Source organism: Pseudomonas sp. MDT1-17, assembly GCF_054898105.1.
Window position 1 is genome coordinate 1,501,259 of the sequence record NZ_JBUBVM010000001.1, and the last position, 23,233, is coordinate 1,524,491.

The following is a 23,233-nucleotide window of genomic DNA, read 5'->3' on the forward strand; positions in this document are numbered from 1 at the left end:
CTTTTTCGTATCTAACGGTTTAACTCAAACCGCATCCAGCTCAGGCTCGTCCGCTTCAACATTAACGGCAGCCTTCACTTCATCGTGACGACGGATGTACTTCCAGTCCGCTTCGTCGATGTAGATCCCGTTCGGGCCGCTGCCACCTTCGAGGTCGATGGCGACACTGGCGCAGACCTGCGGCTTCACACTCGCCAGGATCGGCACGAAGCCCAGTTGCAGGCTGGTTTCCAACAGCGCGGCCTGGTTCTTTTCGTCGATGTCCGCCGCCTCGTCGAGGTAGTACGGCAGGCGCACGCGACCGGCCTGATCGCGGTCCATCAAGTGCAGCAACAAGTACATGTTGGTCAGCGCCTTGATGGTCATGGTCGTGCCGTTCGAAGCGGCGCCATCGATGTCGGTATGAATCACCGGCGATCCGTTGACCTTGGTGATCTCGAACGCCAGTTCGAACAAGTCCTTCAGCCCGAGCTGGTTGTGGTTCGCCGCCACCAGACGCGCCAGGTATTCCTTGGCTTCTTCGTTCTTGTTGTCCTGATCAGCGCTTTGGCTCAGGTCGAAAACCGAAAGGGTTTCGCCTTCTTCGTACTGGCCGGCGCTGTGGATGATCTGGTCGATGTGCTTGAGCGCTTCCTTGTTCGGCGCCAGCACGATGCGGAAACTCTGAAGGTTGGAGACCTGACGCTTGTTGATCTCGCGGTTGAACAGCGCCAGTTGATGCTCAAGGCTGTCGTAGTCGCTGCGGATGTTGCGCAGGGTCCGAGCGATGTCGGTAACGGCCGCACGACGTGCCTTGCCAAGGGTCAGGGCTTCGTCGGTGCGGTGCGCGTACGCATTGATCAGCAGTTGCAGGCGACGCTCCATATCGTCTTCGCTGTCGAACTTGGCCACGCCCTTGAGGCGGACCTGAGCGTACAGCGCCTCGATCTGACCATCGCTGCGCAACAAACCTTGCCAGCTGTCCTGATAGTCATTGAGCAGCGGGAGCAGGTTGTCCATGGAGTCGTCGATCGGGTCCATGAATGGCGTCCCGAATGGCAGGTCTGCCGGCAACAGCTGACGGCGGCGCAGGGCGTCGTCGAGGGTGCGTTGCTTGGCTTCCATGTCGCCGATCTGCCGGCCGACCAGTTGCAACTTGGCCGACAGTTGCTGGACGCGTTCGGTGAAGGCGTCGCTGGAACGCTTCAACTCTTCCTGAGCTGCTTCCATCTGGGCCAATTGCTCAAGCTTGTCGTCTTCCTCGGCGCTCAAGGTTTGCGCGCGGCGGAAATCTTCCAACGCTTTCTGCGCATCCAGCACTTGCTGGTACAGCGCTTCGGTCTGGGTCTTGCTCGCGGCGCGGTCGGCTGCAACAGCTTGCTGGGTTTTCAGTTGCTTGAGTTCTTTGTCCAGGCGCTCTTTCTGATCGCGCAACGCCGCGCGGTCAGCCAGGGCTTGCAACGCTGGAGGCTCGATGTTCGAGATGTCGATGGATAGGCCCGGCACTTCGAAGCGCTCGCCTTTGAAGCCGTCGAGAATCAGCTCCATGGATTTGACCCACTGACCGTCCTCGTCCAGCGTGATGCCATGCTCGCCCAGCGGCAGACTGAACAGCGCACTGTTGAACAGACGCATCAGGCGCTCGACGTCCTGTTGCGAGAACTCCTCGCGCAGGCGGGCGTAGCTGTTGTTGTCGGCGTGATCGAGTTGTTGTTTCACCGACTTCAGGCGTTTTTCCAGATCCCGCAAGCGCTCTTCCAGATCTTCGGCAGAGAACTGCCGCGACTGAGCCAACGCACCGGCCAATTCATCGTGTGCATCCTTGGCCGCGAGCAGTTGCTGCTCAAGGACTTTGACGTCAGTGACCAACGCGAAACGATGCTTGAGCACCGACAACTCGCCGAGCCAGCGCTGGATGCCGGTGATTTCCCGCTCCAGACGCATCAGCTCCTGAGTGCCGCCGCGCTGATCGTTTTGCAGCGCATCCTGCTCATTACGGTAATGCTCGGCCTGAATCGTCAGCTCTTCCTTGCGCGCACTGGCGTAGTCCGACCAGGTGCCGAGCAAGGAATCGAGCAACGGCGAGATCCGGTGCAATTTGCCGCGCAGGATATTGCGCTGGGTCACGCCTGCCGCAAGGGCTTCGACCAATGGGCCCGCAATGACCAGCGCGTTGTAGTCCTGCTCCATGCGTCGTACATCGCGGAACGCTTCTTCGCACGCGGCGATGTAGTCGACGCTGCCGGAACGCAGGCTGTGTTCGAATGCATCGAGAAACAGTTGCTTGAGCTTGGCCGCTGTGATTTCGCGCATGTGCAGCAAATTGATGAACAGTGCGCGGAACGTCTTCAGGCTCTGCTCGCTGGTGGAGCGCAACGGGATCAGCGTCAGGTCCAGCGGGATCGACGTGTGCCCGCCGACCAACAAACGACGCAGTTCATCAGGCTTGAGTTCGTAGGCTTTCAGGCCTTCGCGCTCAAGGTTGGTGAACAATTCTTTCTGACGCAGGCAGGTGTCGTTTTTCTGGTAATGGGCCAGATCCAGCTTGCCAGCGTAGGCAAAAAACTGGTGACCGAAACCACCACCCGGGCCGCGACCAACCACGCCAATGACATGAGGGCCGTGAGGCAGCGAGACTTCGACCAGGATGTAACTGGTGTCCGAGGCGAAGTAGAAGCGACGGGATTGTTCCAGGCTGTACTTGCCGAAACTCATGTCCGACATGCGCGCCAGGATCGGGAATTGCAACGCGTTGATCGAGGCGGATTTGCCGAGGTTGTTCGCGCCGTAAACCGACAACGGTTCTTCCAGCGGGAACAGGCCGAGGCTGTAACCGGCGGTGTTCAAAAGGGCAAAGCGGCGAATGCCGTAGCGTTCCTTGCTCATGCGTCGGTCTCCTGTTCTTCGGCAATGGCGCGGGCCATGGCGTCTTCTTCGCTTTCTTCTTCGAAGTCACTCAAATCGAGCGGGTCATCGGTTTCCAAAAGTTTTTCATCGCTGTCGTCGTCGATCAAAACCGGAACCGGCAGCGGCAACACGCTGTGCAGGCTGGCCGCCAGATCGCGATCCTGCTGAACCGAGAGGCAGACATCGAGGAAACGGTGCATCGGCGGCAGGAAACGGTAGATGCCGTTTTCTTCGCCGGCGAAACCGAGCTGAGTCATGCGGCGCATGATTTTTTCTTCGAGTTCTTCGACTGTCTGCACTTCGGCCTGGATGAACAGGTCGCGATATTTTTCGAGCAATGACGGCAATTCATCGCGGCCGAGGCTGCCACCATCCAGCACGGCGACCGGGTCGCGGCCCTGGTCGGCCAGGTGCTCGACGAGGATGAAGGTGAACAGCGCCAGACGCTGGGCAGTCTTGTTTACCGTCGCAGCGGCCAGGTCCGGTACGAAGTAATAGAAACCACGAGTGTCGCAGACCAGTTCAAAGCCCAACGCCTTGAACAGTGTGCGGTACTGGTCCTGGAAATTTGACAGTTGCGCGTACAGCTCCGGATCGCGGCGGCTGACGTGGTAGCCCTTGAACAGCTCGCGAAAGATCGGCGCCAGCTGGGACAGTTCGGATAGATCAAGATGCATTTTGGTTGCTCGCAGAATCCTCGGCGGCGGTGTCGCGGGCCGAGAGCAGGGCGAAGGAGCGCAGGCTGACCTGGTGCTCATGAGTGTGGTAATCGCGGCGTTCCAGACGCTCGCGTTTGAAGCGTTTTTCCCGCGACAGACGCGAGAACCAATACAGCAATTCGTCGGTGGCGCCGTCCGGCTCCTGCTCCAGCAGCCAGGTCATCAGGTCCGGCATCGGCAGCGCGTCTTCGCAGCGTTCGAGCATTTCGCGAACGGTGCGTGGCGCGCGCGGGGCTTCGCCTTTCTGAGTCTTGTGGGCCTTGGGGAAGCGCGCCGGTTTTGGCTCGAATCGCGCCAGCGCATAGACGTAGGCTTCGACCTGGCTGGCGCTGCCAAGGAAGGTACTTTGCGGACGGGTGAACATCGGCATGGCGGCCTGCGGCACCGCATCAATACCCTTGCGGCGGATGGCCGACAAGGCCAGTGCGGCGCCTCGGGTCACGGCGTTGTGGCGGCGTGCTTCTTCACGCAGCGGCAACAACAACTCGCGAGCGTGACGCAGGGTCAGCTGGGCGCTGGTCTGCATTTCGAGGATGCGCGCGTGAGTGCGCAGCAGCATGTCGTCATCGACCAGATGGCCGAGGCGCTGCTGCTCGGTGAGCATGCGCAGCAGCACGTTCTCGACCTTGCGCACGCCTTGTTCGAAGGCACCGTCGGCATTGACCAACTGGATCATCGGTTCGACGTATTCGTCCCAGGTCGCGAGCACTTCAGCGTAACGCTGACGCAGTGGGATCTGCCGGTCGCTGGTCTTCGCGCGCTCGGCGACGGCCACCAGCGCCTGTTCATCGTTGGCGAGTTTCTTCAGCACGTCGCGTACGCGCATGTCGAGCAGGCGCAGCTGGCGCGCCAGGTCGTGGCCATCGCGTATGTCGAAGGCGTCCTGGATGTAACCGGCCAGACGCTCGAGGTGGCGCAGATAGGCTTCGATTTCCAGGCACAGGCCCAGACGGTGCTCACGGCGCAGGTAAGCGAGGAAGTCGTGGATCTGCGCGTTGAGCTCGAAACGGTTCGGGCTTTTCGCCACGGGAACCAGAATGTCGAGGCGGATCCACACGTCCAGCAGGCTGGTGATGTCCTGCGGCGTACTGTCCAGTTGCTGGGCGCCCAGTTGCGTGCGCAGTTCGTTGAGGCTCAAGGTGCCTTGGTCGAAGTGCTCGCACAGTGGCTCCAGAAGTGCCCAGTGTTCAGCGAGGGCGCGCAAGACGCGCTTGGGTTCGATCATCGGAATGGCCGGCTGGTTATCGAATAAAAGCAGCGATTGTACTGCATCAGGCTCGTTGCGATTCACTCTCGGGACGGACAGTTGGCTTTCTATCGATCAAGCGTGGGCGATCTTGCGCGAAGGGCGGTAGAATCACCGCACTTTAGTTATCCACAAGTGGCCGACCTTTGCTTATCGAGTCCCGTCGCCGCGCTTATTTGACCGCCATGCAGGTGGTCAACTGGCTGCCGCGCACCGAATTGCCCTTTGCTGCGCCCTCGCGCCCTGAACTGCTGGAGATGCCCGAGCCGTTGGTCGTCGCCCCGTTGGCGCCGGCTCCTGTGGCTGAGGCGCCCGTGGAACCTGTGGTCAAACCGGCCGAACGGGTAAAAATCGAAGTGCCACGGCCATCGTTGGCCAGCACGCGAACGAATGCCAAAGTCGAAGAAGAGGCGCCGCCGGTCGCGGTCAAGGCGCCGGTCGTGCCGCCGCCGCGTTTCGCCCTGCAATTGCTGCGAGCCGGGCGCTGCCTGCTGTTGGTCGAGTTACCCACAGGCGAATCGTTTCAGACCCGCGACCCCGCCTATCTGTTGCTCAAGGACATGCTGCGTGCCGCCTGTCTGCCGGACAGCCCGCAGATTGTCGGTGAGCCGGTGCGCTGGCCGTTGCTGGTTCGGGGCACCATGGATCAAGGCCCGGAAGCGGCTCGCGACTTCGTGCAAGGTTTTCTCTCGGCCCGGCTGGAAGACGCTCCATGCGTCTGCGTGTGGCTGATCGGCCTGCCGGCGGTGCGTTTCGCGGGTGAAGCGAACGCCGAATCCTTCAACCGTGAACTCCAGGTCGATGGCCTGGGCTCGGTCTGGGCCCTGCCGGGTCTGGAATTATTAATGGAAGAGCCACAGCGTAAGGCTGATGTCTGGCAAGCCATGCGTCGGCTGATGGCGCGCTGGAAAGAATCGGATGAGTGACGCTGTATCGTTCCGCCCGATGATCGAGGCGGACATGGACGCTGTACTGAAAATCGAATACGCGGCTTATAGCCACCCGTGGACCCGCGGAATTTTTCTCGATGGCCTGGGCAAGTACCAGATCTGGTTGATGTTCGAAGGTGCGCAACAGGTAGGTCACGGTGTGGTGCAGATCATCCTTGATGAAGCGCATCTGCTGAACATCACCGTCAAACCGGAAAACCAGGGCCGTGGTCTCGGCTTGACGTTGCTGGAGCATTTAATGTCCCGGGCGTATGACGCCAAGGCGCGGGAGTGTTTTCTGGAAGTGCGCGACAGCAACCGTGGCGCGTTTAAGTTGTATGAGCGGTACGGGTTTAACGAGATTGGTCGTCGACGCGATTATTACCCGGCGGTTGGCGGCAGGGAAGATGCCGTGGTCATGGCCTGCACTTTGGTGGATTGAACGGCGATCCCGTGTAGGAGCTGCCGAAGGCTGCGATCTTTTGATCTTTCCGTGCCGCGACAACAAAAGATCAAAAGATCGCAGCCTTCGGCAGCTCCTACATTCAAATATCTCATACAGATAGATCAACGATTACCGTCTATCGGATCGCGCTGCGCCATTTCCGCTTCATCCAGCCCATTACCACCGCCAATGTCGTCTTCATCGACAATGCTCAAATCCCAATCAGCCTGTTCGCCTTCGCCGGCCTCATGAGCATCGCGCGCGCCGTCTTCATGAATCAGGGTTTCCGGGCTCATATCGTCATCAGTGGATTCATGGTCATCGGTCGAGGCCCCGGTCATGCCGGCTTCACGTACTCGATCCTGAGGCATCAGCCGCTTGCGATCCGTTTCCGCCAGCTCGTCGCCGATTTTACCGCTGGGTGTTTTGTCGTCGAAATCCAGCTCATGCATCGATCCCATGCGGTCTTCGTTATCATCGATGGGCTCGGGTTGCACCGCATCGTACGGACGTCGTGATTCAGTCATGGCAATTCCTCATACTGTGGGCCTTACTAGGGTGGACCCACTGGGCTGCTGAGAATTCCAACGACTCGCAACACCGGATAATATGCATCGCGCGCGTGACCCCGATGGACGGTTGTCTGTCAAACCAGCGCATCATTATCGAGGCTTCACAGCATGAACGAATTACAAGATCTGATTGATAACAACGAACGCTGGGCTGAAGCGATCAAGCAGGAAGATCCGGACTTCTTCTCCAAGCTGGCCCGCCAACAGACACCGGAATACCTGTGGATTGGCTGTTCCGACGCCCGCGTGCCGGCCAACGAGATCGTCGGTATGCTACCCGGCGACCTGTTCGTCCACCGCAACGTGGCCAACGTGGTGCTGCACACCGACCTCAACTGCCTGTCGGTGATTCAGTACGCGGTCGACGTGCTGAAGGTCAAACACATCCTCGTTACCGGCCACTATGGCTGCGGTGGCGTGCGCGCCTCGATGCAGGACCGTCAGCTGGGCCTGATTGACGGCTGGTTGCGCTCGATTCGCGATCTGTATTACGAAAAGCGCGAAGAACTGGCGGAGTTGCCGACCGAAGAAGAACAGGTTGACCGTCTCTGCGAGCTCAACGTGATCCAGCAAGTGGCCAACGTCGGGCACACCAGCATTGTGCAAAACGCCTGGCATCGCGGGCAGAACCTCTCGATCCACGGTTGCATCTATGGCATCAAGGACGGTCGCTGGAAAAGCCTGAACACGACCATCAGTGGTTTCGAGCAACTGCCGCCGCAATACCGTTTGCGTCCGGTCGAGGCGTTGTAACGCCCATCAGCAGAGCGTTCGCCGACGCCAGTGTTGCAAAAACAACTGGCCGTCGGCGTTCGGCGGTTCATCGTAGCCGGTGATCCAGCCACGGCAGTCGCACGAGCCACACTGACAGGCGAACTGACGCAGGAGTTTGTCTTCGGTGGTGGCGTAATCCATCGTCAGTCGGTCGCCTTTTTTGATGTCTTTCAGCGCCCATAACCACAGCTCGCTCATGTCGAGAAATACGTTGGGGTCGCAGGAGTGACGCAGCAGCCCGCAGAAGCGCGGGTCGTAGACATGGATGCCACGGGCCATTTGCCGGGTATGCCGACAGCGATAAGGCAGCAGATGCCCCGACGCTCGACAAATCCGGCTGATACGGGGGAAGTCCCGAAGTGCTGCGACGGCTGCCGCCGATCCGTTGGCGTTGTCGATAATCTCGAAGTCGGTCCTGGAGGGGAATCCAAGGCGAACGGGCAACTCCGTAAATGGATAAATCCCATCGGGTGGTTGCGCAAGCGTCGCGTGCAGGGCGTGGGTTTTCATAACGATCCTTGTCCGGCTGGGGTGCTGCGACCTCCGTCAGCTGACGATCCTGTCAGCTCTGCAACACATGGGTACGTCTCAAGCCTCTCGCAAATGAAACAGCGGGTCTACTGTCATAACTGACAGTAGACCCGCCGTTCATCGTTTTACAGAGGCGGGGCAGGGATCGCAGTCGCGGGTAGCGGAGCTTTCAGCTGTTTGAGCTGAGATTTGATCGTTGCCGTCGCGCACTTGGCCACGGCTTGTACGGACGTCAGTTTGCGGATAGAGGTGTAGAACAGCTCGCAGGTCTTTTCTGACTGGGCCACTTGCCAGGTTTGGGTGCAACTTCTCAATTCAATGTCGGGATTACTGTCCGGTTGGCGGCCCATGGTGGCCTGCCAGCATGCGGCACTCAAGTCCTGGCCCATGACTTTCAGGCCCGCTGCGTCGGCCTGGGCCTGGGCATCTTTACCGGTGTAGCTGTCCGGGTCGGCGGCGTACCAGATGTAACTCGGATGGTTGGAACCCAGCACGGGTACTTTCACCCCGTCAGTCGGACTGATGCGGACCAGGCCCAGCACATTCACGGTCGGCCCGTATTGCTGCTTGATCCAGTTACGCACCGGCGCGCCGAAGGCGACCATCGGCAACGCCTCACCGCTGGCGTTCTGGCTGAGTTGCTTGACCATGGTGGTCTGGTAGTCCTTGAAATAGTCGTAGACACCTTCCAGATCTTTGCCAGCGTTGGATGGCGCGGCGATCGGCGCGATGTCGATGATGGTCTGGAAAGCCGGCGTCTGATCGGCAGCGATCCCGTTGACCGTCAGCAGCGTGGCCCAACGATCAGTGGTGGCCGACTTCAGGTAATCCTGCGCCTGGGTCAGCGAGTAATCCGGCGGAAAGTGCAGCAACTCGACACTTCTACGGTTCTCCAGTGCCATGCCCAGCGGCAGGAACAAGTACCAGCTGTAAGCCCACTTGCCGTCGGCATTCAGCTTGCTGGCGCCGGTATAAGCCAGATCGCCGGCATCGAGCAGCGCCGCCAACGGCTTTTCATAACCTCTGGGCACCCCGGTGATTGCGGCATAGAGCTGATCGTTATCGGTTTTGACCTGTACCTTCGCGTCGCTGTAGCCATCGCGCTGCACGCTTTGAGTCAGGTAATGCTCAACCGTTTGCTCCAGCGTCCAGTTGCGAAAGCAGATCACATTGCAATTGTTGGGATAAGCGAACAGGCGGGTAACGCGTTCGGTACTGCCCAGCTTCAGGTCGACATCGGCATGGGCGGCGGCACTCAGGGTCAGGGCCGCGAAGGTGAGTCCTGCAAATTTGAACATGCTCAGATCCTTTTCAGCGTGTGGGCCCTTAGGTTCGGGGCGCCTACATACTGAAACAGACTAGACCGAACAAGAAGTAGGGGCCGATAGATATATCGGCCCTTTTTACGTTAAGGCATCACCGGCGCCGTATACGTCAGCGTCGTCCCCAACGCCCACAGCAGAAACAGCACCAGAAGGTCTTAAGGGCTGCAACCGCCCGTCTGGACAGGTGCCAACAGTAAATCAATCGGTTACTTCTTGTGACGAAGTTTTACCAGTCTGAGACTTTGGTCTAACGGGTTGTCCGTTGGCGCGTTTGCGTAGACCATGGGCGCCTTGGTTTTTGCCTATGCCAGAGTTCTTTTCATGACTGCCAATACCGATTCGCGCCCGGCGCCGTTCAACCGTTCGGACTACAAGACCCTGGGCCTTGCGGCGTTAGGTGGCGCGCTGGAAATCTACGACTTCATCATCTTCGTATTTTTCGCACTGACCCTCAGCCAGCTGTTCTTCCCGCCGGAAATGCCGGAGTGGCTGCGCCTGCTGCAAAGTTTCGGGATTTTCGCCACCGGTTATCTGGCGCGGCCCCTGGGCGGCATTCTCATGGCGCATTTCGCCGACCGACTGGGTCGCAAGAAGGTCTTCAGCCTGAGCATCCTGATGATGGCATTGCCGTGCCTGCTCATCGGCATCATGCCGACCTACGCCCAGATCGGCTATTTCGCACCGCTGCTGCTGTTGGCCCTGCGCATCCTCCAGGGCGCGGCGGTGGGCGGCGAAGTGCCGAGCGCCTGGGTGTTTGTTGCCGAGCATGCACCGGCCGGCCATCGCGGTTACGCCCTGGGTTTTCTGCAGGCGGGGCTGACTTTCGGCTATTTGATCGGCGCTTTGACGGCGACGTTTCTGGCGCAGGCGTTCACCCCGGCCGAGATCCTCGATTACGCCTGGCGTTACCCGTTCCTGCTGGGCGGCGTGTTCGGCGTAATCGGCGTCTGGCTACGCCGCTGGCTCAGCGAAACCCCGGTGTTTATGGCCATGCAGGCCCAACGCGATGCAACCGTCGAGCTGCCGCTGCGCACGGTCTTGCGTGAACACCGTCTGGCCATGCTGCCGGCGATGATCCTCACCTGTGTGCTGACGTCGGCGGTGGTGGTGTTCGTGGTGATCACCCCGACCATGATGCAGAAAACCTTCGGTATGACCGCCAGCCATACCTTTGCCTTGAGTGCCTTGGGCATTGTTTTTCTGAATGTCGGCTGCGTACTCGCCGGGCTGCTGGTCGACCGCATTGGCGCCTGGCGCACGGTGATGCTCTATAGCCTGCTGCTGCCACTGGGCATCGGCGTTCTCTACACCTGCCTGATCATCGGTGGCAACTGGATCGGTCTGGCGTACGCGGTGGCCGGTCTCAGTTGCGGGGTGGTCGGCGCGGTGCCGTCGGTGATGGTCAGCCTGTTCCCGGCGCGGATTCGTGTCTCGGGGATTTCCTTCACCTACAACATTGCCTACGCCGTTTGGGCGAGTATCACACCGTTGTTGCTGATCGGTCTGATGCCGTGGAGCCCATGGATCTGCGTGATCTTCTGCGCGGTGATGGGGGCTGTGGGTGTGAGCAGTGCCGCGTATTTCGGGACGCGGATGCCAAAAGTTGGAAGCTGTTCGCCTGCTGGCGCGATGTAATCGAAGGCAGGACCGTTCGTGTAGCAACTATTTTTGTAGGACAACCCTGAAACACTCTTCAGAAAATATCCCTAAGGCCGATGGTTAGGCTGCATACCGCTTTCTATCCCTGTCCATCGGTGTATCCCCATGTTCAACAAACGCTTGAAGCAGGAGCTGTCGGCTCTTCGCGAAGAACTCTCCAGCCTCCAGCAAGTGAAGGAAAGTCTGGAAAGCGAGATGCTGGTCCTGACCCTCGATACCGATGGGCGGATTCAATCGGTCAACCAGAACTTCATCGGCGAGATGCTCTACAAAAGCAACGACCTGATAGGTCGACACGTTGAAGACATCGTCCCGGTCCATGTGAAATCGGACGAATTCCACCACCGTTTCAAAGCCGCGCTGACCCGTGGCGAACACTTTGTCGGCGCGGTGCGCTTGTTGCGCGGCAATGGCCAGGAAGCCTGGCTGCGCTCGATCGTGCAGCCGGTTCGGTCCGCGGACGGCCGGATCAAGCACTTCTCGATTTACTCCAGTGACCTGACCCGCACCATCGAGGCGTCCCGTGAGCATGAGAACCTGATCGGCGCGCTCGTGCGCTCCACGGCGGTGATCGAGTTCGACCTCAATGGCAATGTGCTTGCAGCCAACGACCGGTTTCTCAGCGGCATGGGCTACAGCCTGGCGCAGATCAAGGGCAAACATCACCGCACCTTCTGCCAACCGGAGGATTACAACAGCGCCGCGTACCAGGACTTCTGGCGCCGCTTGAATGCAGGCGAGTTCGTCGCTGGCCGTTTCAAACGCATCGACAGCCACGGCCGCGAGGTCTGGCTGGAGGCTTCCTACAACCCGGTGGTCGATGCCAACAACAAGCTCTACAAAGTGGTGAAGTTCGCCACGGTGATTACCGATCAAGTCAATCAGGAGCAAGCCGTCGCCGAAGCGGCGAACATTGCCTACAGCACCTCGCAGCAAACCGACAGCAGCGCGCAACGCGGTAACGCCGTGGTGACTCAGGCGGTGAACGTGATGCGTGACCTTGCCAAACACATGCAAACCGCCGGCGAAGGCATCGAAGCGCTGAATGAGCAGTCGCTGGTGATTGGCACCATTGTCAAAACCATCAGCGGGATTGCCGAACAGACCAACCTGCTGGCGCTCAACGCAGCCATCGAAGCCGCTCGGGCCGGAGAGCAGGGTCGTGGTTTCGCGGTGGTGGCGGATGAGGTCCGGCAACTGGCTTCGCGCACCAGCCAGGCAACCGATGAAATCGTCGGCGTGGTGCGTCAGAACCAGGACATGGCGCGCAACGCCGTGGCGCTGATGACCGAAGGCAAACTCCAGGCGGAGCAGGGGCTGGCGCTGGCGGCAGAGGCGGGTACGGTAATCGTCGAGATTCAGGACGGTGCACAGAAAGTGGTGAACGCGGTCGGGCAGTTTGCCAATCAGCTGGCGACTTGATGCCTGCCATCCTGGTGGAAATCGCTACAATCGGCGTTTTCCCCAGGCAGCCTGCCTTTCACACCCAAACGTCATTCTGCGCAGTGCGCTCGCCACCTTCGTTGCCAGTGTTCAGCACACCCTTGGGTTCGATCAGCAGGAGTTTTACTTCCTGCTCGGCAAACGGTTTGTGCTCGACACCTTTTGACACCACATAAATTTCGCCGGCGTTCACCAGCACGTGGCCATCGCGAAAGTCGATGCGTAATTGCCCTTCGAGAACGATGAAGGTTTCGTCGGTATCAAGGTGATCGTGCCAGATGAAATCCCCCAGCAGTTTCACCACCTTGAACTGGTAGTCGTTCATCTCGGCAATGACCCGAGGCGTCCAGTAAGGGCCGATCTTGGCGATTTTTTCAGCGAAATTCAGGCTTTCGTAAGCTTTCATGAAGCAGCTCTGGTGGTTGATCGTAAATCCACGATAGCCCACGCATCGGCCTGCTTCTTGAACGATTGTGCGTGGCTCAGCGGCGGTGCATTTTCATCCAGCGGGCCGGCGACAGGCCGTAGGTTTTGCTGAACTGCCGGGTCATGTGGCTTTGATCAGTGAAGCCGGCGATCAGCGCGGCGCTGACCAGTGACTGGCCCTGGATCAGCAGCGTGCGGACCAGGTCGAGCCGGCGCATGGTCAGGTATCGATAAGGGCTGGTGCCGAACAACAGGCGAAAATCCCGCGACAGACTCCAGCGATCGCGACCGCTGTGTTGCGCCAGTTCTTCCAGCGTCACGGTGCGATCCAGGGCGCTGTGAATGAATGCTCGCGCGCGTTCGGCTGCCACGTAGTCGAAGCTCTGGCGGGTCGCAGGCACGCCTGAAACGCTGTTCAAGGCTTGAGCCAGATCGAACAGCGCATCCTGTTCTTCCATAGGCTCGAGGGGACAATCGAGGCTTCGCAGCAGCACGGCAGTGGCGGCGAATAAACGTGGGTCGGTCGACAGGCCGGTCTTGATAAACGGCAATGGCTGGCCGCCGAGCATCTGCTGGATCAGCGCCGGTTCGATGTACATCATTCGGTACTGGAACCCGGTCTCGGTGCCGGCTTCGCCATCGTGAACTTCGTCCGGGTGCAGCACCATCGTCCCGCCCGGCAGACTGTGGCGCCAGCCACCTCGGTACTGAAAACTCTGCACACCGGCCAGGGTATGGCCGATGGCATAGGTATCGTGGCGGTGAAGGTCGTAGCCGTGGCCTGCAAAAAACGCCTCGAAACGCTGGAGCCCGCCGACGTCGGGCGCGCGGTGGAACCAGTCGATGGAAGGCGTGTGCTTGGCCATGGTGTTGTTGCCTTGAGCTCGTTGCGCAATACGTTACCCCACTGACCAGCCGTCTGTCTGCTGCCGATCGAATCTCCCGGCTGGTGGAAAATCCCGGACTAATGTTGCAAGGTGCTGAACATTCGCTGAAGCCATAAAGGTGGGTCAGGTAATGAGCAAACTGCGGGTAGGCATTATTTTTGGCGGCCGTTCGGCTGAACACGAAGTGTCGCTGCAATCGGCGAAAAACATCGTCGATGCGCTGGACCGTTCGCGCTTCGAGCCGGTGCTGATCGGCATCGACAAGCAAGGCCACTGGCACCTTAACGACCCTTCAAACTTCCTGCTCAATCAGGAAAACCCGGCGCTGATCGCCCTTAACCGGTCCAATCGCGAACTAGCCGTTGTGCCGGGCAAGGTCAGCCAGCAATTGGTGGAAACTTCCAGTCAGGAACTGCTGGGTCACGTCGATGTGATCTTCCCGATCGTCCATGGCACCCTGGGCGAAGACGGTTGCCTGCAAGGTTTGCTGCGCATGGCCGATCTGCCATTTGTCGGCTCCGACGTGCTCGGTTCGGCCGTCTGCATGGACAAGGACATCAGCAAGCGCCTGCTGCGTGACGCCGGGTTGGCGGTCACGCCATTCGTCACCCTGACCCGCGCCACCGCGGCGCGCACCCGGTTCGCCGAGGTGCAGGGCAAACTCGGTCTGCCGTTGTTCGTCAAACCGGCGAACCAGGGATCTTCCGTGGGCGTGAGCAAGGTGAATGACGAAGCCGAATACGCGGCAGCGGTAGAACTGGCCCTGGGTTTCGATGAGAAAGTCTTGGTCGAGTCCGCCGTCAGCGGCCGCGAGATTGAATGCGCGGTGCTGGGCAACGAAGACGCCATCGCCAGCGGTTGTGGCGAGATCGTGGTGCGCAGCGGGTTCTATTCCTACGACAGCAAATACATCGACGCTCAAGCGGCGCAAGTTTTGGTGCCGGCTGATATCAGCATCGAGGCCAGCGAACGCATTCGTGCCCTGGCCGTCGAGGCGTTTCAGGTGTTGGGCTGTTCCGGGCTGGCGCGGGTCGACGTGTTCCTGACCGAGAGCGGCGAAGTGCTGATCAATGAGATCAACTCGTTGCCCGGCTTCACGCGCATCAGCATGTACCCCAAACTATGGCAGGCCACCGGTATGACTTACAGCGAGCTGGTCAGCCGATTGATCGAGCTGGCGCTGGAGAAGCATAAGGCGCGGCAGGCGCTGAAGATTTCTCGCTAGGCTGAATACAACAAGAATTATTCGAGGCGACACGCCAAGAAGGTTAGTGCACGTAACGTCTGGCTGTCGGCAGGGAAGCGATCGCGCTGGTGAAGGCGCCGTGGGTCATGTTGATGCATTTTCAGGAGTCGGCTGGCACCTGATCAAGCCTGCTTTACCGGTTTGATCAGGCTCTGCGCCGGTATCCCGAATAAATCGTGAAGTTTCCAGATCATCGGAAGCGTCAACGCACGTTTGCCATTAAGCACTTCATACACTCGGTTGGTACGACCAATGGCGGGTGCAAGGTCTGCAGCAGAGAGGCCGGACTGCTCCATACGAAACTTAATCGCATCGATTGGATTGGGCAGGTCCACGGGAAACCGCTTCGATTCATAGGCTTCGATCAGCGTGATCATAATGTCGAAGTAATCACCCTCAGGGGTGCCAGGCTCTGGTTCGTTGTCGAACAGCGCTGACACGTTCTTGAGGGCTGCACGGTAGTCCTCGTCGGTGTGAATTGGGCGAATGTTCATGGGTTACTCCATCTCGACGGTATCAGCGTCGATCGCGTCGTACTGTTTGTGAGTGCCGACAAATTTTATGTATACGGCGCCGAAGCGATAGGCCACAGCGACTACCAACCGAAAGTCATTGCCCTTGATGTTGAACACGACTCTGCGGCTTTTGAGAATACTGGCGGTAGCAAAGTGCGCCTTTATGTCCGCTGGCGCTTTCCACTCAGCATTTTTTGACTCATCAATCCAGGCCAGAAAGGATTGTTCCGAGTCTGGGTATTTCTCCCAAAACCTTTTCAACTGACTGATAGCGATGATTCTCATGGAGTGATCCTAGTCCCGTGGTGGGACTGACGCAAGTCTTTGGAGGCGCATCCGATGTGCGGAGGAGCGAGTTCGACTTCTGTAATCAAACACTGCCGACAGCTAATTTGATGAGTTGGGGGCAGACGCAGAATTGGGAAAAACTGATCTTCAAACTCTATCCAAGAAGCAGTCATTTGTGGGTAGGAAAAGGCTGCGCGAAGTGGCCGATCAGGATTAGTCAGGCATAAAAAAGGGCCTACCTCCCAGTAAGCCCTCTCTCATTCCCGCGTAAGACTCAATCCCCCAACGCAGCTCCCTCCCGCCGCGGGTCGGCCCCTCCCGCCAACGACGTTCTCCCCTGCGCATCCTTCACCCGGACAATCGCCTGGATCCCGCTGGTCATGTCGATCTCGTTGACGCTGTGCCCTTTGTCCTTCAGTGCCTGAATCAGCGCCGGGCTGAACTGTCCCTGTTCCAGTTCTGTCGGGCCGTTGCGGCTGCCAAAGTTGGGCAGGCTGATGGCGGCTTGTGGGTCGAGGTTCCAGTCGAGCAGGCCGATGGCGGATTTGGCGACGTATTCGATGATCTGCGAGCCGCCGGGGGAGCCGACGGAGGCGAGGAATTCACCGCTCTGGCGGTCGAAGATCAGGGTCGGTGCCATGGACGAGCGTGGGCGTTTGCCGGGTTCGACGCGGTTGGCAACCTTCTGGCCATTCTCTTCGGGGATGAACGAGAAATCGGTCATCTGGTTGTTGAGCAGGAAGCCCTGAACCATCAAATGCGAGCCAAACGCGGATTCCACGGTGGTGGTCATGGACACGGCACCGCCTTCGTCATCCACTGCCACCACGTGCGAGGTGGAAATGCGCAACGGCGAACGGTCCGGCGCGTAGGCGACCTGAATGCCCGGCGGGGTGCCGGGTTTGGCTGTGCCCATGCTGCGATCACCGATCAGCGCGGCGCGGCTGGCCAGGTAAGTCGGGTCCACCAGACCCTTGACGGGGACGGGCACGAAGTCTGCGTCGGCCACGTACAGCGCGCGGTCGGCGTAGGCCAGACGCTCGGCCTCGGAGATCAGGTGCACGGCTTCAGGCGTCGGTTCAATGCGCGCCGCTTTGTCTGTCTTGACCGGCTTCAGTGGCGCCAGGGCAAAACGCGGGTCACGGGTTTCCAGGGCCTGCAAGGTGCCGAGGATCTGCGCCACGGCGATCCCGCCCGAAGACGGTGGCGGCATGCCGCAGACTTGCCAGCGTTTGTAGTCGGTGCACAGCGGCGCGCGCTCCTTGGCGCTGTAGCCTTTGAGGTCGTTCAGCGACAGGCTGCCGGGGTTGGCGTGGCCCTGAACCTTAGCGACAATCTCTTGTGCAATGGGGCCTTTGTACAACGCATCCGGTCCTTCCTTGGCGATGCGTTTGAACACAGCGGCCAGTGCCGGGTTTTTCAGTTGCATGCCGGCGGCTTTCGGACTGCCATCGGCACTCAGGAAGTAGGCTGCCATGTCCGGTGAGCTTCGCACGGACGAGTCCGAGGCGATCAACCGGTGAAGGCGTGGCGAGATGGTGAAGCCTTGCTCCGCGAGTTTGATGGCCGGTTCGAACAGCTGCGCCCACGGCAGGCGACCGTGTTTCTGATGGGCCAACTCAAGTGCCCGCAACACGCCCGGTGTCCCCACCGAACGACCGCCAATCTGCGCCTGGGTGAACGGCATCGGTTTGCCGTCGGCTTGCAGGAAAAGCTTCTCGGTGGCGCCGGCCGGCGCGGTCTCACGACCGTCATAAGTGCGCACGGCCTTGCCATCCCACAGCACGATCAACGCGCCACCGCCAATGCCCGAGGATTGCGGCTCGACCAGCGTCAGCACGGCCTGCATCGCAATTGCGGCATCGATTGCCGAACCGCCCTGACGCAACATCTCCCGTCCGGCTTCGGCCGCCAGCGGATTGGCCGCGGCCGCCATGTGTTTTGAGGCGTGCTGGGTCTGCAGGTCGGCGCGATAACCCGAAGCGATTTCCGGCGCCACAGGCAATGTCGAAGAGATCGGGGCGCTGCAGGCTGCGAGGGTTAACGCCGTGGCGATCAGCGAAAAGGCTGACAGGCGATAGTGGCTCAAGTGGAAGGCTGAGAACACGTGGGGGCACTCCGTCCGTGGGAAAGATCTGGGGACTTTATCGGCCGACAGGGAGCGACGCAAACCAAGGCCTACCGCGAAGACACTTTTGTTCTTCATGAAGTAGAGGATTTTCTGTAGGGTCGAGGGCAACACCGGCCAGAAGATCAACAAGAGGCAAACATGCAGACCGAGTTCCCCACCCACCCCAGTTACCGCACTCAGCGTGATCAATTCCTGGCCGCTGCGACCGCGGCCGGTGCGACGCTGACCGAGTACCCGCATCCACTCAACGGGCCGTTCGGTGAGTCACTGAGCACCGATGTGGCGGTGCTTGGCGATCCGGGCGCGAAGCGTTTGCTGATTGTGCTGAGCGGCACTCACGGCGTTGAAGGCTTCTATGGTTCGGGATGTCAGATCAAGTGGTTGCAGGCGTTGGGCGAGCGTTCGTTGCCGGCCGATGTCGCGGTGGTGATGATCCACCTGATCAATCCCTGGGGCACTGCGTGGCTGCGTCGAGTCAACGAAGACAACATCGACCTGAACCGCAATCACCTGAACTTCGACCACCCATTGCCGGATAATCGGGCCTATGCAGCGCTGCATGAAATCTATGCCTGTACGGAGTTGCAAGGCCCTGAGCGTGATCGCGCCGATGCGTTGCTCAATGCGCAGATCGACGAACACGGCTGGCCAGCGGTGATGTCGATTGTCGAGGGCGGCCAGCACCGTCATCCCGATGGTTTGTTTTACGGCGGACGGGCGCCGAGCTGGTCGAACCGCACGTTGCATCAGATCATTCAAAAGCATGTCGCCCATGCCGAAGTTGCCATGTGTTTCGACTTGCACACCGGCGCCGGGGAGTACGGTCATCCGATGTTGCTGACCATTACCGAGGCAGCCTATCCAGCGCTTGCAGATGCGCAGGCCATTTACGGCCCGTGGCTCTATACGCTGCTGACCGGCGCCGACACGCTGAGCGAAACCGGCGTTGCAGCCACTGCCACCGGATACACCTCGCAAGCGTTGATCAATGCGCTGCCGCACGTGCGGTTAATGCCGTTTGTGATTGAGTGCGGGACTTATCCGGGAGCGGACGTTCATCGTCATCTGCGCGATGACCACTGGCTGCACCTGCACGGCAATCCAGGTGATGGCGTGGGACGCGCGATAAAACTGAATCTGCTTGAGCAGTTCTATCCCGCTGACAGCGACTGGCAGGCCATGGTCTGGTTGCGTACCTGGCAGATATGGGAGCGGGCGTTGTCAGCGTTGCCGGCGATTCGTTCTTGATGCGACTTCTTGGGCGGCTCGGCGCTGTTTATTCCGGGCACTTTTTTCGAGGCATAAAAAAACGGCCTACCTTTCGGTAAGCCGTTTTTAGTACTTGGTGGCTACACAGGGACTTGAACCCCGGACCCCAGCATTATGAATGCTATGCTCTAACCAACTGAGCTATGTAGCCAAGTGGCGCGCATTATTGGCTCGTAACGATGATGTGTCAAGCGTAAATCTAAAATATTTCTCTACGCTTTCAACCGCTTATCCACCAGACCCAGAAAACCGGGTTGGGGGAGGGCGTCAACTGAGCTGAAATCTCCCGGTATTGGCACTCAAGGCCTTGCTGCCCTGGCTCAAGGTGTCCGCCGCCAGGTTCACCGCCCGCGCACCTTCGAGTAAGCGAACCGCCGCCTGATCGACTTGCTGGATGTTGCCGCTGACTTCGTCGGCGGTGGTCGCTTGCTCGTCGACCGCTGTGGCGATCTGCGCCAGGGTATCGGTGACGCTTTGCACGGCACTGGCAATTTCCCCCAACCGTTCGCCCAGGCCAGTAACGGCTTGGGCGTCGGATTGAGCCTGGCCGCAGGCGGCTTCCATCAGGCTCACCGCTTCGTTCACCGTGCTGCGCAAGCTGTCGACGGTGCCGGCAATCTGCACGGTGGAGGACTGGGTGCGTTGCGACAGGCTGCGCACTTCGTCGGCCACCACCGCAAAGCCACGACCTTGCTCACCCGCGCGAGCGGCCTCGATGGCGGCGTTAAGCGCCAACAAATTTGTCTGCTCGGCAACCCCTCGGATGGTGTCCACCACCAACTGAATCTGCTGCCCCTGCTCACTGACCCGGCCCAGTGCCGCAGCAGTGTCGTTCAAACGCTGATTGAGTTGCTGAATGCTTGCCGTCGTGCGCAGGCTGTCACGGCTGCTGTCGGCGGCGATGCGCTGGGTGTGCTGAGCGCTGCCGGAGGCCTGTTCGCAACTCTGGGCAACCCCTTGCGAGGTGGCGGCCAATTGTGTGGCGGCCGCGGCGATCTGGCTGATCTGCAACTGCTGAGCTTCGACTTCCCCCAAGGCACCGCTGGAGTGATGGTTGAGGGTGCGCACCGCGTTGCTCAGCTGCAAAGTTTCATGATCGACCCCCAGCAGACTGTTGCGCAGCTGCACGACCGCGACATTGAGGGCGGTGCTGATGGCGGCCAGTTCGTCGCGACCCTGCACCGGTACTTGAAGGCTCAGATTGCCGTCACGCAAGGCTTCGGCCAGCAGGGTGATGCCGCTGGCGCTGCGACGGATCGAGGCTTGCAAGCAGATGAACAGGTACAGCGCGGCCAAGAGCAGACAGCCAAAAATTGTCGCGACGACGATGAACTGGCGAATGGCCGAACCGTGGTAGTAATCCAGACGCTGATCCAGCGACACCAGCGATTGCTGACGCAGCGAAGCGAAATCGGAGAGCAGGGCGTCGAGATTGCGTTCGAACTCTTCTGGCTTGAGCTTGATGCTGCCGCCGAACACGCCGTCATCGAGAACTTTCAACTCGGCGTCCAAGTGCTTGAGGCTGTCATGGTATTGCCCGGACCAGGCTTGCAACGCGCTGGGTAGCCGCGCCTCCAGCAGGCTCGCGGTTTTGACAAGCTGCTCCCGGGCATCGCCGATGCGGCTGCGCAAGTCGCGCAATTGCAGACGGCTTTGCAGGGTGAATTGCCCGGACACCACCGACGCCTGGCCGACGCTGGCCAGACGGCCGACCCGTTCAATCAGGTCCGGCGCGTGCTGTGTAGAGATCTGGGTCAGCAAATAGGTTTCCAGCCACGGCGCCAACGTCAGGCGATTGTCCATGGCGATCTGCTCGCGCAAGGCTTGCAGGGCACTCAAGGCATTGGTGAACCGATCGTAACCGTCCGGCCACCAACCGACGCTGCTCAGGCTTTTCGAGTCCAGGCCGTTGAGGGCGGTTTGCAGGGTTTGATAACGGGCCAGGGTTTCGCCCTCGGCGCCTTCGGTTTGCAATGCGTTGCCGAGGTCCGAGGTGGCCTGGGTGACGGCGGGCTGAACCGTATCGAAAGCAGCCATCGCCGCGATCGTCGCTGGCGTTGGCTGGCGATTGGTTTCCGTGGCGCGCCAGCGAGCCGCGCGGTTACGCTGGGCGGCGAGCAGGTTATCGAGTGTATCCAGAGCAAGCAGTTGCCGAACCCCGGCACGTTCGCCGGAGATCAGGTTCAGTTTGTCGCGATAGTCCTGACCGATCATCCACAGACTGCCCGCCAGCGGCAGAATAAACAGTAGAAACAACAGCTGAAATTTGCGTGCGAAACCCAAACGCCCCAGCAACCCGATCCCCGGTGATAAAAAAGCCTGCATGCCCCAAAACTCCTCTGGACACCACGCACCATCGGCGTGCGTCGAGACCGTTGCGGCCGCGACGTGTGCCCTTTTAAAAGGCCTCGAAAGTTCACCCTCGTCAGCTCTGTAGGCCGACTCTGTGGCGAAACTTCCCATTCTCGGTCCCCTTTGTAAGGGGCCGCGTTGAAGCGGATTACAGAGGCAAGATTCAGACCATGGCGTTGCGCTATCACCTTTTTTCAGCGATGAAAGTCGAGGTCGTTAGCAGGCTAAGGGGATGGCGCTGATGCACTGAAAAATGGCACATTGACGCACCCGCCTGTGTGCACCCATCTGTTGTACGGAAACTCTTATGGCTATCAGCAATGCCCAGACCGGCACAGCGCCGGCATCCGCGACTTCACAAAGCAGCCCTTTGGTCATGCGCATTATTGGCGCGGTGGCGCTGGCGCATTTGATCAACGACCTGATTCAGTCGGTGCTGCCGTCGATCTATCCGATGCTCAAGGCCAACTATGGCCTGACCTTCACCCAGGTTGGGTTGATTACTTTGACGTTCCAGCTGACGGCTTCGCTGTTGCAGCCATGGGTGGGCTATCACACCGATCGGCACCCTAAGCCCTGGCTGCTACCGGCCGGGACAGTCTGCACGTTGATCGGCATTCTGATGATGTCGGTGGTGGGCAGCTTCCCGATGATTCTGCTGGCGGCCGGTTTGATCGGTATCGGCTCTTCGACCTTTCACCCGGAAGCTTCTCGCGTGGCGCGGCTGGCCTCGGGTGGGCGATTCGGCCTGGCGCAATCAACCTTTCAGGTCGGCGGTAATGCAGGCTCGGCGTTCGGTCCATTGCTGGCGGCGGCGATCATTATTCCCTTCGGTCAGGGCCATGTTGCATGGTTCGGGTTGTTCGCCGTGTTTGCGCTGTTCGTGCTCTATCGGATCAGTCGCTGGTACGCCAACCACTTGAGTCTGTTCAAGCTCAAGCAAGGTCAAGCGGCGACGCATGGCTTGTCTAAGGGCCGGGTGATCAGTGCACTGGTGGTGCTCGGGTTGCTGGTGTTCTCCAAGTATTTCTACATGGCCAGCTTCACCAGTTACTTCACTTTCTACCTGATCGAGAAATTCGACCTGTCGGTGGCGAGTTCGCAATTGCATCTATTCCTGTTTCTCGGAGCAGTTGCGGCGGGGACGTTTTTCGGAGGACCGATCGGCGACAAGATCGGGCGTAAAGCCGTTATCTGGTTCTCGATCCTCGGCGTTGCGCCGTTCACCCTGTTGCTGCCCCACGTGGACCTGTTCTGGACCAGTGTGTTGAGCGTGGTGATCGGTTTCATTCTGGCCTCGGCGTTCTCCGCCATTGTGGTCTACGCCCAGGAACTGGTGCCGGGTAACGTCGGGATGATTGCCGGGGTGTTCTTTGGCCTGATGTTCGGCTTCGGTGGGATTGGTGCGGCGTTGCTTGGGCATTTGGCCGACATACACGGCATCGAATACGTGTACTTCCTGTGCTCGTTCCTGCCGTTGTTTGGTGTGTTGGCGATCTTCCTGCCGAGAACCAAAAAAGTATAAAAAACACACGCACAAAAAAGCCGCGTCTAAGCGCGGCTTTTTCTTGGGCGGCTGCTTCGTCCTGA

At 59.6% G+C, this 23,233-nt stretch carries 19 protein-coding genes, 1 tRNA gene and 2 pseudogenes; 9 read left to right on the plus strand and 13 right to left on the minus strand.

The window, feature by feature from the left end; all coding sequences use genetic code 11:
* Positions 1-24: 24 nt before the first annotated feature.
* The 3 genes from mksF to mksB are packed head-to-tail and all read right to left on the minus strand — an operon-like array spanning position 25 to position 4,830.
* Complete coding sequence (mksF, locus tag ACYZTX_RS06680; RefSeq protein ID WP_462033422.1) at positions 25-2,865, minus strand: Mks condensin complex protein MksF; 2,841 nt, start codon at positions 2,863-2,865, stop codon at positions 25-27.
* Positions 2,862-3,563, minus strand: a complete 702-nt coding sequence (gene mksE / locus ACYZTX_RS06685; RefSeq protein ID WP_462033423.1) for an Mks condensin complex protein MksE — start codon at positions 3,561-3,563, stop codon at positions 2,862-2,864. Before mksE ends, mksF begins: the two co-directional genes overlap by 4 nt.
* Complete coding sequence (gene mksB / locus ACYZTX_RS06690) at positions 3,553-4,830, minus strand: Mks condensin complex protein MksB (protein ID WP_462033424.1); 1,278 nt, start codon at positions 4,828-4,830, stop codon at positions 3,553-3,555. Before mksB ends, mksE begins: the two co-directional genes overlap by 11 nt.
* A 206-nt stretch (positions 4,831-5,036) precedes the next feature.
* On the opposite strand from mksB, the gene ACYZTX_RS06695 reads away from it, so the two are divergent.
* Complete coding sequence (locus tag ACYZTX_RS06695; protein WP_462036996.1) at positions 5,037-5,777, plus strand: energy transducer TonB; 741 nt, start codon at positions 5,037-5,039, stop codon at positions 5,775-5,777.
* The gene (gene rimI, locus ACYZTX_RS06700) at positions 5,770-6,222 is read left to right on the plus strand and encodes a ribosomal protein S18-alanine N-acetyltransferase (RefSeq protein ID WP_462033425.1); all 453 of its coding nucleotides are present in this window, start codon (positions 5,770-5,772) and stop codon (positions 6,220-6,222) included. Before ACYZTX_RS06695 ends, rimI begins: the two co-directional genes overlap by 8 nt.
* Before the next feature lie 125 nt (positions 6,223-6,347).
* Here the strand turns inward: rimI and ACYZTX_RS06705 are convergent, their stop codons facing one another.
* Complete coding sequence (locus ACYZTX_RS06705; RefSeq protein ID WP_462033426.1) at positions 6,348-6,752, minus strand: serine kinase/phosphatase; 405 nt, start codon at positions 6,750-6,752, stop codon at positions 6,348-6,350.
* Between the two features lie 153 nt (positions 6,753-6,905).
* Here ACYZTX_RS06705 and can point away from each other — a divergent pair, with 153 nt between their 5' ends.
* A complete protein-coding gene (gene can / locus ACYZTX_RS06710) occupies positions 6,906-7,550 on the plus strand; it encodes a carbonate dehydratase (protein WP_462033427.1) in 645 nt (214 codons plus the stop codon).
* Between the two features lie 6 nt (positions 7,551-7,556).
* Here the strand turns inward: can and ACYZTX_RS06715 are convergent, their stop codons facing one another.
* Together ACYZTX_RS06715 and ACYZTX_RS06720 are read right to left on the minus strand one after the other, a co-directional pair.
* Complete coding sequence (locus tag ACYZTX_RS06715; protein WP_462033428.1) at positions 7,557-8,081, minus strand: SET domain-containing protein-lysine N-methyltransferase; 525 nt, start codon at positions 8,079-8,081, stop codon at positions 7,557-7,559.
* A gap of 146 nt (positions 8,082-8,227) precedes the next feature.
* Complete coding sequence (locus tag ACYZTX_RS06720) at positions 8,228-9,400, minus strand: hypothetical protein (protein ID WP_462033429.1); 1,173 nt, start codon at positions 9,398-9,400, stop codon at positions 8,228-8,230.
* Between the two features lie 348 nt (positions 9,401-9,748).
* Between ACYZTX_RS06720 and ACYZTX_RS06725 the strand changes: the two genes are divergently transcribed.
* The 3 genes and pseudogenes from ACYZTX_RS06725 to ACYZTX_RS06735 form a co-directional block, all read left to right on the plus strand.
* The gene (locus tag ACYZTX_RS06725) at positions 9,749-11,062 is read left to right on the plus strand and encodes an MFS transporter (RefSeq protein ID WP_462033430.1); all 1,314 of its coding nucleotides are present in this window, start codon (positions 9,749-9,751) and stop codon (positions 11,060-11,062) included.
* A 219-nt stretch (positions 11,063-11,281) separates the two neighbouring features.
* Positions 11,282-11,920 (plus strand): annotated as a pseudogene (locus ACYZTX_RS06730) (PAS domain-containing protein); the annotation flags it as partial.
* A gap of 150 nt (positions 11,921-12,070) precedes the next feature.
* Positions 12,071-12,508, plus strand: a pseudogene (locus ACYZTX_RS06735) (methyl-accepting chemotaxis protein); the annotation flags it as partial.
* Positions 12,509-12,566: 58 nt separating this feature from the next.
* Here the strand turns inward: ACYZTX_RS06735 and ACYZTX_RS06740 are convergent.
* Both ACYZTX_RS06740 and ACYZTX_RS06745 read right to left on the minus strand, forming a co-directional pair.
* On the minus strand, positions 12,567-12,935 hold the full coding sequence (locus ACYZTX_RS06740; protein ID WP_462033431.1) for a cupin domain-containing protein: 369 nt from the start codon (positions 12,933-12,935) through the stop codon (positions 12,567-12,569).
* Positions 12,936-13,011: 76 nt separating this feature from the next.
* A complete protein-coding gene (locus tag ACYZTX_RS06745) occupies positions 13,012-13,821 on the minus strand; it encodes an AraC family transcriptional regulator (protein ID WP_462033432.1) in 810 nt (269 codons plus the stop codon).
* 151 nt (positions 13,822-13,972) lie between these two features.
* Between ACYZTX_RS06745 and ddlA the strand changes: the two genes are divergently transcribed.
* Positions 13,973-15,067 (plus strand): D-alanine--D-alanine ligase, encoded by a 1,095-nt coding sequence (gene ddlA, locus ACYZTX_RS06750; protein ID WP_462033433.1) that lies wholly within the window; start codon positions 13,973-13,975, stop codon positions 15,065-15,067.
* Between the two features lie 143 nt (positions 15,068-15,210).
* Here the strand turns inward: ddlA and ACYZTX_RS06755 are convergent, their stop codons facing one another.
* The 3 genes from ACYZTX_RS06755 to ggt all read right to left on the minus strand — a co-directional run bounded on the left by ACYZTX_RS06755 (position 15,211) and on the right by ggt (position 17,998).
* Entirely contained in the window at positions 15,211-15,582 is a 372-nt protein-coding gene (locus tag ACYZTX_RS06755) for a helix-turn-helix domain-containing protein (RefSeq protein ID WP_449643099.1), read from the minus strand.
* A 3-nt stretch (positions 15,583-15,585) separates the two neighbouring features.
* Positions 15,586-15,888, minus strand: a complete 303-nt coding sequence (locus ACYZTX_RS06760; protein WP_462033434.1) for a type II toxin-antitoxin system HigB family toxin — start codon at positions 15,886-15,888, stop codon at positions 15,586-15,588.
* 277 nt (positions 15,889-16,165) lie between these two features.
* Positions 16,166-17,998: a gamma-glutamyltransferase gene (gene ggt / locus ACYZTX_RS06765; protein WP_462033435.1), complete on the minus strand. Its 1,833-nt coding sequence runs from the start codon at positions 17,996-17,998 to the stop codon at positions 16,166-16,168.
* Between the two features lie 162 nt (positions 17,999-18,160).
* Here ggt and ACYZTX_RS06770 point away from each other — a divergent pair, with 162 nt between their 5' ends.
* Entirely contained in the window at positions 18,161-19,270 is a 1,110-nt protein-coding gene (locus tag ACYZTX_RS06770) for a DUF2817 domain-containing protein (protein WP_462033436.1), read from the plus strand.
* A 95-nt stretch (positions 19,271-19,365) separates the two neighbouring features.
* Here the strand turns inward: ACYZTX_RS06770 and ACYZTX_RS06775 are convergent.
* Together ACYZTX_RS06775 and ACYZTX_RS06780 are read right to left on the minus strand one after the other, a co-directional pair.
* Positions 19,366-19,442: transfer RNA gene (locus ACYZTX_RS06775), tRNA-Met, on the minus strand.
* A gap of 116 nt (positions 19,443-19,558) precedes the next feature.
* Positions 19,559-21,616 (minus strand): methyl-accepting chemotaxis protein, encoded by a 2,058-nt coding sequence (locus tag ACYZTX_RS06780; RefSeq protein WP_462033437.1) that lies wholly within the window; start codon positions 21,614-21,616, stop codon positions 19,559-19,561.
* 334 nt (positions 21,617-21,950) lie between these two features.
* Between ACYZTX_RS06780 and ACYZTX_RS06785 the strand changes: the two genes are divergently transcribed.
* Positions 21,951-23,168 carry an MFS transporter gene (locus tag ACYZTX_RS06785; protein ID WP_462033438.1) on the plus strand — a complete coding sequence of 406 codons (1,218 nt, stop codon included), beginning with the start codon at positions 21,951-21,953 and terminating at the stop codon, positions 23,166-23,168.
* Positions 23,169-23,233: the final 65 nt, after the last annotated feature.

Coding starts and splice junctions, on each gene's coding strand:
- ACYZTX_RS06705 (WP_462033426.1), bottom strand. CDS start 6,752: ATGACTGAATCACGACGTCCGTACGATGCGGTGCAACCCGAGCCCATC.
- ACYZTX_RS06760 (WP_462033434.1), bottom strand. CDS start 15,888: ATGAGAATCATCGCTATCAGTCAGTTGAAAAGGTTTTGGGAGAAATAC.
- ddlA (WP_462033433.1), top strand. CDS start 13,973: ATGAGCAAACTGCGGGTAGGCATTATTTTTGGCGGCCGTTCGGCTGAA.
- ACYZTX_RS06720 (WP_462033429.1), bottom strand. CDS start 9,400: ATGTTCAAATTTGCAGGACTCACCTTCGCGGCCCTGACCCTGAGTGCC.
- ACYZTX_RS06770 (WP_462033436.1), top strand. CDS start 18,161: ATGCAGACCGAGTTCCCCACCCACCCCAGTTACCGCACTCAGCGTGAT.
- ACYZTX_RS06740 (WP_462033431.1), bottom strand. CDS start 12,935: ATGAAAGCTTACGAAAGCCTGAATTTCGCTGAAAAAATCGCCAAGATC.
- ACYZTX_RS06745 (WP_462033432.1), bottom strand. CDS start 13,821: ATGGCCAAGCACACGCCTTCCATCGACTGGTTCCACCGCGCGCCCGAC.
- ACYZTX_RS06785 (WP_462033438.1), top strand. CDS start 21,951: ATGGCTATCAGCAATGCCCAGACCGGCACAGCGCCGGCATCCGCGACT.
- mksB (WP_462033424.1), bottom strand. CDS start 4,830: ATGATCGAACCCAAGCGCGTCTTGCGCGCCCTCGCTGAACACTGGGCA.
- ACYZTX_RS06755 (WP_449643099.1), bottom strand. CDS start 15,582: ATGAACATTCGCCCAATTCACACCGACGAGGACTACCGTGCAGCCCTC.
- mksF (WP_462033422.1), bottom strand. CDS start 2,865: ATGAGCAAGGAACGCTACGGCATTCGCCGCTTTGCCCTTTTGAACACC.
- can (WP_462033427.1), top strand. CDS start 6,906: ATGAACGAATTACAAGATCTGATTGATAACAACGAACGCTGGGCTGAA.
- ACYZTX_RS06695 (WP_462036996.1), top strand. CDS start 5,037: ATGCAGGTGGTCAACTGGCTGCCGCGCACCGAATTGCCCTTTGCTGCG.
- mksE (WP_462033423.1), bottom strand. CDS start 3,563: ATGCATCTTGATCTATCCGAACTGTCCCAGCTGGCGCCGATCTTTCGC.
- rimI (WP_462033425.1), top strand. CDS start 5,770: ATGAGTGACGCTGTATCGTTCCGCCCGATGATCGAGGCGGACATGGAC.
- ACYZTX_RS06780 (WP_462033437.1), bottom strand. CDS start 21,616: ATGCAGGCTTTTTTATCACCGGGGATCGGGTTGCTGGGGCGTTTGGGT.
- ACYZTX_RS06725 (WP_462033430.1), top strand. CDS start 9,749: ATGACTGCCAATACCGATTCGCGCCCGGCGCCGTTCAACCGTTCGGAC.
- ACYZTX_RS06715 (WP_462033428.1), bottom strand. CDS start 8,081: ATGAAAACCCACGCCCTGCACGCGACGCTTGCGCAACCACCCGATGGG.